Origin of the sequence: Burkholderia sp. Ac-20349 (genome assembly GCF_017104865.1) — a bacterium.
GTDB lineage: Bacteria > Pseudomonadota > Gammaproteobacteria > Burkholderiales > Burkholderiaceae > Burkholderia > Burkholderia aenigmatica.
Genome location: NZ_JAAGPM010000058.1, coordinates 38,179 through 49,070, shown reverse-complemented (window position 1 = coordinate 49,070; position 10,892 = coordinate 38,179). Strand labels below are relative to the sequence as shown.

The 10,892-nt window shown below is 63.8% G+C and carries 11 protein-coding genes; 8 read left to right on the top strand and 3 right to left on the bottom strand.

Annotation, left to right across the window (positions count from 1 at the left end; translation table 11 throughout):
* Nucleotides 1-567: 567 nt before the first annotated feature.
* From G3N61_RS20015 to G3N61_RS20000, 4 genes are all read left to right on the top strand, one after another.
* Complete coding sequence (locus G3N61_RS20015; protein WP_043188777.1) at nt 568-1,785, top strand: DUF2863 family protein; 1,218 nt, start codon at nt 568-570, stop codon at nt 1,783-1,785.
* Nucleotides 1,786-1,998: 213 nt separating this feature from the next.
* Nucleotides 1,999-2,835 (top strand): response regulator transcription factor, encoded by an 837-nt coding sequence (locus G3N61_RS20010; RefSeq protein WP_043188780.1) that lies wholly within the window; start codon nt 1,999-2,001, stop codon nt 2,833-2,835.
* A gap of 75 nt (nt 2,836-2,910) precedes the next feature.
* Nucleotides 2,911-3,585 carry an energy-coupling factor ABC transporter permease gene (locus G3N61_RS20005; protein WP_043188781.1) on the top strand — a complete coding sequence of 225 codons (675 nt, stop codon included), beginning with the start codon at nt 2,911-2,913 and terminating at the stop codon, nt 3,583-3,585.
* Between the two features lie 144 nt (nt 3,586-3,729).
* Nucleotides 3,730-4,380 (top strand): hypothetical protein, encoded by a 651-nt coding sequence (locus G3N61_RS20000; RefSeq protein ID WP_205823396.1) that lies wholly within the window; start codon nt 3,730-3,732, stop codon nt 4,378-4,380.
* An 82-nt stretch (nt 4,381-4,462) separates the two neighbouring features.
* Here G3N61_RS20000 and G3N61_RS19995 read toward each other — a convergent pair whose 3' ends face one another.
* Together G3N61_RS19995 and yaaA are read right to left on the bottom strand one after the other, a co-directional pair.
* Nucleotides 4,463-5,617 (bottom strand): M14-type cytosolic carboxypeptidase, encoded by a 1,155-nt coding sequence (locus G3N61_RS19995; protein WP_205823395.1) that lies wholly within the window; start codon nt 5,615-5,617, stop codon nt 4,463-4,465.
* A gap of 88 nt (nt 5,618-5,705) precedes the next feature.
* Nucleotides 5,706-6,488 (bottom strand): peroxide stress protein YaaA, encoded by a 783-nt coding sequence (gene yaaA, locus G3N61_RS19990; protein WP_205823394.1) that lies wholly within the window; start codon nt 6,486-6,488, stop codon nt 5,706-5,708.
* Between the two features lie 57 nt (nt 6,489-6,545).
* Between yaaA and G3N61_RS19985 the strand changes: the two genes are divergently transcribed.
* Both G3N61_RS19985 and G3N61_RS19980 read left to right on the top strand, forming a co-directional pair.
* Nucleotides 6,546-7,025, top strand: coding sequence for a putative toxin-antitoxin system toxin component, PIN family (locus G3N61_RS19985; protein ID WP_089450945.1), 480 nt, complete (start codon nt 6,546-6,548; stop codon nt 7,023-7,025).
* A gap of 33 nt (nt 7,026-7,058) precedes the next feature.
* The gene (locus G3N61_RS19980) at nt 7,059-8,231 is read left to right on the top strand and encodes a pyridoxal phosphate-dependent aminotransferase (RefSeq protein ID WP_205823393.1); all 1,173 of its coding nucleotides are present in this window, start codon (nt 7,059-7,061) and stop codon (nt 8,229-8,231) included.
* 43 nt (nt 8,232-8,274) lie between these two features.
* Here G3N61_RS19980 and G3N61_RS19975 read toward each other — a convergent pair whose 3' ends face one another.
* The gene (locus tag G3N61_RS19975) at nt 8,275-8,931 is read right to left on the bottom strand and encodes a glutathione S-transferase (protein WP_205823392.1); all 657 of its coding nucleotides are present in this window, start codon (nt 8,929-8,931) and stop codon (nt 8,275-8,277) included.
* A 201-nt stretch (nt 8,932-9,132) separates the two neighbouring features.
* Here G3N61_RS19975 and G3N61_RS19970 point away from each other — a divergent pair, with 201 nt between their 5' ends.
* Both G3N61_RS19970 and G3N61_RS19965 read left to right on the top strand, forming a co-directional pair.
* On the top strand, nt 9,133-9,924 hold the full coding sequence (locus tag G3N61_RS19970; protein WP_043188799.1) for an enoyl-CoA hydratase: 792 nt from the start codon (nt 9,133-9,135) through the stop codon (nt 9,922-9,924).
* 257 nt (nt 9,925-10,181) lie between these two features.
* Nucleotides 10,182-10,874 (top strand): glutathione binding-like protein, encoded by a 693-nt coding sequence (locus G3N61_RS19965; RefSeq protein ID WP_043188800.1) that lies wholly within the window; start codon nt 10,182-10,184, stop codon nt 10,872-10,874.
* Nucleotides 10,875-10,892: the final 18 nt, after the last annotated feature.

Below are 10,892 nucleotides of genomic sequence, written 5' to 3'. Positions count from 1 at the left end.
AACCTGTTACTGTTTTCGGTTCAGTTAAGAACCGGTCGCTCACTCAAAGCTGACAGGAATATGAATTGCTTCATAAACCTGACTTACTTTAGTGTGAGACTCTTGATACTTTCGCTATCTGATCCGAGGATCAGCTCGCTTCCATCAAGCGCCCACACTTATCGGCTGTTAATTTTTAAAGAGCGTTTCTGCGAGGAACTTCGTGTTTCTCAGCAGCGCTGCGTTTTCAGCAGCAGAGAAGCGAGATTATGAACCGTGTTTCGCATTTCGTCAACAACTTTTTTTACTACATCGTTGCGACTGCGGGGCTCAACTTCCAGGCCAGTGGCGCGCTCCAGACTCCAGCACACCGCCAACCTTGCTTCCCTCTCCCGCGCCGCGTTTCCGTTAGCGCGAAAGAGGCGTGATTGTAGGGAGCTCCCGGCATTCGCGCAAGGGGTTTGAAGCAACTTTTTTACAAAAGCTGCAATTCGGCCGACCGGCCATGCGTCGGCACGAGACCGCTTACGGTGCAAAGAACGGACTAGAATGTGAGGTTCTTCGCCTCTTTCTATATACGTCTTTAATATGCGCCAGCGAATCGCCAAACGCCTCCCCCCCGATGCCGACAAACTGGTCGGTCTGTCGCTTGCGCTCTTCGCCTCGGGCAGCCGCATCGAGGATCGCTTCTGGGAAGCGAAGCTCGACGCGCTGCTCGCCAAGATTGTCCGCAACGGCAACCAGACCACGCTCGACGCAGCACTCGACCATCTTCAGCAGAATCATCCCGACGCCTATGGCGCGCTCGCCGACATGGCCGAGACGCACAGCGAGTCGATGGTGATCGAGCACGACGGCCAACCGTTCGACGCGCTGCTGGTCGCCGTCCCGGTTCTCGCATGGACGCGCTACATGATTCCGTCGGGCCCGCTCAAGGGGGACGTTGCCGACGCGCTGCGAACGCACCTGCAGGCTCACGTCCTGGCGAACGGTACCCTCGTCGGGCTTGCTCCGTTCCTCTACAGCATCGACCAGTTGCCGCGGCACCACGTCGAAACGTACCGGCTGGCCCAGCAGCTCGCGCATGCGGCGATCAGCCAGCACACGCCCAAGCTCAGCTTCGGCGACCTGCCGGAAACCTCGCCGATCCTGGCCGACCCGCGCTTCCTGCTCGCCGTCGTCGCTGCGCCCGCCGGCGCACCGCTGTTCCGCTGGCAGGAAGAAGAAGGCGGCAGCCGGATCGAACGTGGCCAGTGCCTCGAGCAATGGACCGCCCAGGGCGGCCCGAACCTGTCGATCGCCCTGCCCGGCTGCGAGTTCGAGTGCCTGCTTCCGGACGCGTACTATTCGGCCTGCCGGGATGCGGACGAACGCGTGCGTCCGCACACGGTCAGAACCGCCATTCGTTATCTTTTCGACACACTTGGTGCGGCACCGCAAGAGCTGCGCGCGGTGGTCGCCGGCTTCGGCGAACGCCGTATCGACGAGTATCGCGTCGGCTTCACGCGACGCGCCAGCAACGACGTAATCTACGGCGTCGTATGGCCGCTCTACGGCCGTGAAAACGGCGACGTGTCGATCGACAGCGCGACGCTCGAAGGCGAAGCACCGATCGAAGGGCCGCTCGAAGAAATCGTGAGCCTGCTGAAGGAATGCGGTGTAACCGACGTCCGGCGGCACGCGGGCCGCTTCGAGCCCGAATACTGCGACGACTGCGGCGTGCCGCTCTACGCCGATCCGCTCGGCGAAATCGTCCACGCGGAAATGCCGGAAGACGCATCACCCGCCCAGCCGCACTTCCACTGACCCGCAGCACAGCAGGCCCTGACGGCCTGCCCGCCTGAAGCCGCTCACGGTTCCCGCCGGAGCGGCTTTTTACTTGTCCGCCCTCCCGCCGCCCAAAATTTCATACTTTTCCTAAGCCTTTCAGCCAAGCAGACATCGTGTAAGGTCTTTGTCATCATCAGACCCAAGGCATGCCAGACGGCAGATCAATGGCTCACATTATGGAGGTTGAATATGCGGTTCCTGATGCTCAATTCAGACGCCGAACGGCGTGACGGACTGAAGGCCCTGTTGCGACAGATCGACCGTCACGCCAGCATCAACGATGCGCCCGACAGTTTTCAGGCGCGCAGGCTGCTGCGCAACCAGCGTTTCGACCTCCTCGTGATCGACTGGCTCGATGTCGGCCGGCTCAGCGAGCTTCAGGCGCTCTGCAGCGCGTGCTCGCCGACACCCGTCGCCGTCCTGGTCGACGAGACATCGCCGGAAGCCATCCAGCGCTTCTTCAACTATGGTGTTGCCGGCGTGATCCCGCACTCCACGCGACCGCACCTGATCGTGCGTGCACTCGAGATCGTGCTGCTGGGAGGGCACTACATCCCGCCGATCGCGCTCCGTCTGCTGCCTTCCACCGCCGCGGCGCGCTACGATGCCCATTTCCAGACGCTCGCCGGATCGCTTCCCCGCCGCCCGCCGAGCGGTCTCTTGTCGCCGCGGCAAGCGCAGATCATGCGCTTCGTCCACATGGGCAGCACGAACAAGATGATCGCCCGCACGCTCGGCATCAGCGAAGGTACCGTCAAGATCCACCTCGCCAGCATCTTCCAGCAGCTTGGTGCCGCCAATCGCGCCGCCGCGGTCGCGATCTACAACGGCTGGCTGTCGCCCCATCTCGAGGTGCTGCTGGCGAACCGCAGTCGCCCGCGCAAGCCGCCCACCGGCGAACACGGCCCGGTTCCGCTGCGCCCGCAACGGCATGACCGGCCATACCCGTTGCCAGCCTCGATCGATGGCGCACAAGACCTGCCGATCGCCGCCGAGCCGCCAGCGCGGTTCCGGCGCGAACGCTAGGCAAACAGTCTCGATATTGCGACGGTCGGTATGTGCGGATTCCCACCTTTGATGCTCAACGAGTAATATGGACGCATGGGTTTTCTTTTCACACCGCTTCCGCTCTGGGTTGGCATCGGTGGCTGGATCGCCGCCGTGGCCCTGCTCGCGCTCGCGATCTGGAATCGTCCCTTCGTGCGCCTGCAGGACGCCACGCTCCAGCACGTGTGGCTCGCGCTCGTGACCGCCATTGCAGTCCTCTGGGCCTCGAATGCCTGGCTCGAAGATGGCATCGTCATGCATCTGCTTGGCGCGACGCTGCTCGTCACACTGTTCGACTGGACACTCGCACTGATCGCGATGGGCGCCATCACGGCGGTTGCCGCGATCATCTTCGACGCGCCTTGGCAGGGTATTGGCCTGACCTATCTGATCTACGGCGCGCTGCCGGTCGCCGTGTCGGCGTTGCTGCAGCGCGCCGCGCTCGCATGGTTGCCACACAATCTCGCGTCGTTCATCACGGGCCAGGGATTCCTGTCGCCGGCCATCGCGATCATCGCGGTCGCCGCTGCCGCGGCCGGGGTCCAGCTCGCACTCGCGGATGGCGTGCCCGTCGTGATTCCGGCCGGCTATCTGCTGAACACTGCGCTGCTCGCACTCGGCGAAGCGTGGTTCACCGGCATGGCGACGGCACTCATCGCCGTCTATCGCCCCGCATGGGTCACGACCTTCGACGTCCGGCGCTATCGCCTCGGCGGCCCGCGCGCCTGAATGACCTGACCCACTGGCAGCGGCACCGTCATCACGTACCGGCGGTACCTCGTGCAGCGCGGCAGAATGCGACATCTACTGCCGCACAACTTTTTTACGCTAAGATTGAACTCCGGTTCTTCATCGGACATCTATACGTGCCCGATGTCTCATTCGCTCCTCACCAATAACCAGATGGACAGCTCTCCTGCGTCGCTCCGGATTTTCCGGGCGCTCGGCAAGCTGGCAGCCTGTATTGCGGGCCTGTCGCTTGCGCTTCCGACACCGGCCTTCGCCGACCTGCTCGACCAGCGCTCCGAACTGATCAACAAATTCGTCAACGAAATGCATGCCGATCCGCTCGCCGCCGATTGTGCGGCGCACGGCAGCTTCATCGCCAGTACGTCGTCGGCGTTCGACCGCGTCGACTTCGCGCCGAACGCATTCGACAGCGGCAACGCGACGATCACGCCCTGGAACGACTCGTTCGATCAAGGCAAGCAGCGCGTGAAGGTCGACAATATCGTCACGGTCGACGGACTCGGCATCCACAGCGACGGCAGTGACCCGACGCCACTGAAATTCCGATGCGGCTACGTCGGTCAGCAAATGCTCGCGTTCAGCTGGAACGACCCGGTTCCGCCGCTGAAGCCGCGCGTCGAGCGCTCCTCATCCTCGGCGAAGAAATTCAAGGGCAAGTCGCACCGCGGCAAGGTCAAGGCATCGAGCCGCACCGGCAGCAAGAAGGCCGTCGCAACGAAAAAGTCGAGCGGTCAGAAGAAGGTCGTGAAGAAGAAAGCCGCGAAGAAGTCCTGATACGGCGTCGCGACATCGACTGACGCAAAAAAGCCGGGGCATCTCAAGATGCCCCGGCTTTTTTCATACGGCGACGCGACGCTTACGCGAACGTGTCGACGTGCACCAGGATCGCCGCCAGCATCGCTGCGCCAAGCGCCGCACTGCGCTCGCCGTTCCAGCCGACTCGCTCGTCGGGCAGGTTCGCGTTGTCCTTGAACGGCATCTCGAGCGTCAGCGACAGGCAGCCGAACTGGTGGCCGATGTACTTCGACGCGAGCTTGAGCGCGTCCTCCTTGTATTTGCTCGCCGCATAGCCGTGCTCAGTCTGGAAGTCGGGGCTCGCGACCTTGAACGCGTCGATGAATGCGGTCTGCTCCTTGCCCTGCTGCTCGGTAAAGCTCGGCAACATCTCCGACCCGGCAACGAACACATACGGCAGATCCTCGTCGCCGTGAATGTCGAAGAACATGTCGCAGCCGATCGCATGGATCGCATCGCGCACCGCCAGCACCTCGGGGCTGCGCTCGGCATCGGGCGCCATCCACTCGCGGTTCAGGTTCGCGCCTGCCGCATTGGTGCGCAGGTTGCCATGCACGCTGCCGTCCGGATTCATGTTCGGGACGATGTGGAACGTCACGCGATCGTACAGCTTGCGCGCGACCGGATCACCGGCCCAGTCGCCCCAACCGGCCAGCCGCTTGACGAGGCCTTCGACGAACCACTCGGCCATCGACTCGCCGGGATGCTGGCGCGCGATGATCCACACCTTCTTCTTCGGCGTGCCGTCGGTTTCCGGCGTACCGAGCGTCAGCAGCGACAACGGACGGCCTTCGACCGTGCGGCCGAGTTCGACGACGCTCGCCTGCGGCAACTGTTGAACCGCACCGAGAAATGCCGCGTGACGCTCTTCCGAGTACGGTTCGAAATACGCGTAGTAGATGCTGTCAAATTCCGGCGTATGGTCGATCGTCATCGTCTTGCCGTCGAACGTCGTCGGCACGCGGAACCAGTCGACCCGGTCATAGCTCGCCACCGCGCTGTAATTGCGCCAGCCCGACGGATACGCACATTCGGCAGCATTCTCGAACGTCATCACGCAGCGCTCGCCGCGTGCGCCCGTCAAGCGGTAGTAAAACCATTGCGCGAATTCCGACTGGTTGTCGCCACGCACGCGCAGCCGAATCGCATCGGGACTGTCGCACGACACGACGTCGATTGCGCCTGCGTCGAAATTGCTGGTGATCGAAAGGGCCATCTGTCTCTCCTTGGGCGACCGGAACAGGCGGTGTAACGCCTGCCCGGCCTCATGCATGCGCCGGCCGTCTCGTGAACGGCCGACAGGGTCACTCGCCGACTCGCCGGCGATATACGTAAGTCGAATCGTTCGACGCAGCCGCATCGAACGCATAGCCTTCCGTCGCGAAATCCTTCAGCGCCTTCGGGTCGGTAATACGGTTCTCGACGATAAAACGCGCCATCAGGCCGCGCGCCCGCTTCGCATGGAAGCTGATGATCTTGTAGCGGCCGCCCTTCCAGTCCTCGAACACCGGCGTGATGACGGGTGCGGCCAGCAGTTTCGGCTTGACCGACTTGAAGTATTCGGTCGACGCGCAGTTGACCAGCACGCGCGCCGCGCCGCTGCGCGTTTCGAGCTGTTCGTTCAGCGCCCGCGTGATGCGATCGCCCCAGAACGCATACAGATCCTTGCCGCGCGCGTTCACGAAGCGCGTACCCATCTCGAGCCGGTACGGCTGCAGCAGATCGAGCGGACGCAACAGCCCGTACAGGCCCGACAGCACGCGCACGTGCTGCTGCGCATAGTCGAGATCGGCGGACGACAGCGATTTGGCGTCGAATCCTTCATATACATCGCCGTTGAACGCGAGCACGGCCTGCTTCGCGTTGGCCGGCGTAAAAGTCGGCGACCAGTCCGCGTAGCGCTGGAAATTCAGGCGTGCGAGCGGATCGGAGATATCCATCAGCGTCGCGATGTCCTGCGGCGAAAGCTTGCGCAGGCCGTCGATCAGTTCCGACGCGTCGTCGACGAATGCAGGCTTCGTGTAAGACTGGACGTGCGCGGGCGTATCGTAGTCGAGGGATTTGGCTGGAGAGAGAACGATTATCATATAGGCTCGCTGGCACGCCGTGCCTTGCGGTCAGACGAAAACCACCGATTGTAACGAATGACCCGCTCTCTCGCCCCGCATGCCGCACATCGCGTCGTGCTCGACTCGAACGTCTGGATCGACATCCTCGTATTCGACGACCCCGCTACGCGCCCGATCCGGGCCGCGCTCGAACGCGGCACGCTGGCCGCCGTGATCGACGGCCGCTGCCTGACCGAACTCGAGTATGTGCTCGACTATCCGCAGTTCCAGTCGCGCGCTGTCGACAAGGCAGCCGCGCTCGCGACCGTCGCCCGCCTGGCGAGCCTCGTCGAGCCGCCGGCCATCGACGCCGACGCGCCGCCATTGCCGAAGTGCAAGGACCGCGACGACCAGAAGTTTCTTGAACTCGCCCGCGCCGCCCAGGCCGAGTGGCTCGTGTCGAAAGACCGCGCGCTGCTGAAGCTCGCGAAGCGTACCGCACGCGACTTCGGCTTCCGGATCGCGCAGCCCGCACCCTTTGCCGAGGCTTGCGCGCTCGACGCCACGCCGGCCTGACGCACGCACCACCACCCGCTTTCGACCGTATCGATGAACGCTCCTTCAGACATGCCAACGACTCCCGTTTTCCCCTCGCGCCTGCCGAACGTCGGCACGACGATCTTCACGGTCATGAGCGCGCTTGCCGCCGAAAAAGGCGCGGTGAACCTCGGCCAGGGCTTTCCGGATTTCGACTGCGATCCGCGCATCGTCGATGCGGTTGCCGCCGCGATGCGCAACGGGCACAACCAGTATCCGCCGATGGCCGGGGTCGCGCCGCTGCGCGATGCGATCGCGGACAAGATCGCCCAGGTCTATGGCCGGCGCTACGATCCGGCGACCGAAATCACCGTGACGGCCGGCGCGACGCAGGCGCTGCTGACCGCGATCATGTGCACGGTGCATCCGGGTGATGAAGTGATCGTCGTAGAACCGACCTACGACAGCTACCTGCCGTCGATCGAACTCGCGGGCGGCAAGCCCGTGTTCGTCACGCTGGAAGCGCCCGACTACGCGATTCCGTTCGACCGTCTGGCGGCCGCCATCACGCCGAAAACGCGCATGATCCTGATCAACACGCCGCATAACCCGACGGGTACCGTGTGGCGCGAGGCGGACATGCGCAAGCTCGAGGAGATCGTGCGCGGCACCAACGTGCTGATCCTGTCCGACGAGGTCTACGAACACATGGTCTATGACGGCGCGCGCCACGAGAGCGTCGCGCGCTATCCGGAACTCGCCGCGCGCAGCTTCATCGTGTCGAGCTTCGGCAAGACCTATCACGTGACGGGCTGGAAGGTCGGCTATGTCGCAGCGCCTGCCACGCTGACCGCGGAATTCCGCAAGGTCCATCAGTTCAACGTGTTCACGGTGAACACGCCGATGCAGATCGGGCTCGCCGATTACCTGCGCGACCCGGCGCCGTACCTGACGCTTGCCGACTTCTATCAGAAGAAGCGTGACTTCTTCCGGGCCGGCCTCGAGCGCACGCGCTTCAAGCTGCTGCCCTGCACCGGCACGTACTTCCAGTGCGTCGATTATTCGGCGATCAGCGACCTGCCGGAAGCGGAATTCTCGAAGTGGCTCACGTCGGAGATCGGCGTGGCCGCCATCCCGGTGTCGGCGTTCTATCACGAGCCGCACGAATCGGGCGTCGTCCGATTCTGCTTCGCGAAGCAGGAAAGCACGCTCGCGTCCGCGCTCGAACGGCTCGCCCGCCTGTAAGTCCCGCATGGGCGGCGTCGCGCCGCCCCGCCGGCCCCGCGCTTTACGAACGTGCGCCGTTCGTCGCTTCGATATAGGCCTTCCGATCGGCCGCCACGCGCTGTGCAGCAGGCCGCTCGCCGACCTGCTTCGCGTGAGCCTTCCAGTCGATGCCCGCATCGAGCAGGAAGTCACGTCCGAACACGGCCTTCGTCGCCATTCCGATGACCGGCAGATGGATCGATGCGGCGATGTCCGCCAGGCTGAACGACTCGCCGAGCACATACGGCGAAAACTGCGTCATCTGCTTGAACGCATCGATCGCGCGTGGCAGGCGCTTCTCGACATGCGCCTTCATCCCGTCGCTGACCTTGCCGCCGAAAAACGCTTCCGTATAGACCTCGCGCGCCATCCATTCGAGATACAGTTCGAGCGTTTCGACCAGTTCGCGCACCTTCGCAGCCGCGAACGGGCTCGCCGGGAAAATGCCCTTCTTGGGATAGCGTGCCGCCAGGTACTCGACGATCACCTGCGACTCGAACAGCGCGCCTTCCTCCGTTTTCAGGAACGGAATCTTGCCGAGCGGCGAATCGGCGAGCTGGGCCGGATCGCTGATCGGCAAACCGCACACCGACTCCTCGAACGGAATGTCGTGTTCGAGCAGGACGAACTTCACCTTGTTGTAATAGTTGGACAACGGAATACCGCACAGCTGTAGCATCGGAGTCTCCTTCGTTGCTGGAACGCGGCCGCAACGGTGCCGGCCGCATCGGGATTCGTCGCGCTGAAAAGCACGTTCGTGCTAGTCTAAAGCAAGTTTTGCGTCCGTCACGACAACAATACATCTGCTGCGGCGTCGTTCGCATCCGCGCGTGCCATGCGCCCGCCGCCGTAGCCCCGCCATCCGATGGAGACACGCCGCATGAGTGCTGAACTGCTGGCCTCGCGTCCGCCCGAGAGCGAATCGACGCTCGTCCTCACGCTATCCAATCCCGGCGCACGCAACGCGCTGCATCCCGACATGTACGCGGCCGGCATCGAAGCGCTCGCCACCGCCGAACGCGATCCCGGGATTCGCGCAGTCGTGCTCACCGGCGCCGATCGCTTCTTCTGCGCCGGCGGCAACCTGAACCGGCTGCTCGACAACCGTTCGAAGGATCCGTCCTACCAGGCCGACAGCATCGATCAGCTCGCCGCATGGGTAACGGCGATCCACGCTTCGACGAAGCCGGTAATCGCGGCGGTCGAAGGCGCCGCGGCCGGCGCGGGCTTCTCGCTCGCGCTCGCGTGCGACCTGATCGTCGCCGCGCACGATGCGAAGTTCGTGATGTCGTACGCGCGTGTCGGCCTGACGCCCGACGGAGGCGGTTCGTGGTTCATCGCGCGCGCACTGCCGCGTGCGATCGCGGCCGAGATCCTGTTCGAAGGCAAGCCTGTCGCAGCCGAACGTCTGCACACGCTCGGTGTCGTCAACCGGCTCGCCGTGCCCGGCGCGGCACTGACCGACGCGCTCGCGTGGGCCGATGCGCTCGCCGGCATCTCGCCGAACGCACTCACGCGCATCAAGTCGCTGCTCGACGACGCAACGATGCAGCCGCTCGACGCGCATCTCGGCACCGAGCGCGATCATTTCGTCGCATCGCTGCATCATGCGGACGGGCTCGAAGGCATCACCGCATTTCTCGAGAAACGCCAGCCCCGCTACAAACGCTGAGCCGTCGCGCCCGCTTTCGAATGGACGCGTCGCCACCGCATCGACTCGATGCTGCACGGCGACGCCCCCAATCTCGACGACTCGGAACGACACGCAATCGCCCCCGACACCATGCAACTCGACGCGCGCGCACGACTGCGCATACGCATCGGCACGCACGGTTCCGTCGCCAGCAGCCCGCATCGATCCATGCTCTAATGACCGCCTGTCGCGGCGCTGCGGGCGCCGTTTTCGCGCATGCAACAAAGGAGTTCACGATGATCGACGTCTATAGCTGGGCGACCCCGAACGGCCACAAGGTGCACATCATGCTCGAGGAAACGGGCCTCGCCTATCGTGCCCATCCAGTCGATATCGGCGCGGGCGACCAGTTCAAGCCGGACTTCCTGAAGATCAGCCCGAACAACAAGATCCCCGCGATCGTCGATCCGGACGGCCCCGGCGGCCAGCCGATCTCACTGTTTGAGTCGGGCGCGATCCTGATCTACCTCGCGGAGAAGACCGGCAAGTTCCTGCCGACCGATCCGGCCGCGCGCTATGCGACGCTCGAATGGCTGATGTTCCAGATGGGCGGTGTCGGCCCGATGCTCGGGCAGGCGCACCACTTCCGCCTGTATGCGCCGGAGAAGATCGAGTATGCGGTCAACCGCTACACGAACGAAGCGAAGCGGCTGTACAACGTGATGGACAAACGGCTCGGCGAATCCGAGTATCTCGCGGGCGACGAGTACACGATCGCGGACATTGCGACGTTCCCGTGGACGCGCTCGTGGCAGAACCAGGGCATCGTGCTCGACGAATTGCCGAACGTGAAGCGCTGGCACGAGGCGATCGCCGCGCGACCGGCCGTTCAGCGCGGCGTCGAAGTGCTCGCATCGATGCGCAAGGCACTGCAGGACGACAAGGCACGCGAGGTGCTGTTCGGTGCGACGCAATACGCGAAGCACTGACACGCATGTGACGGACGG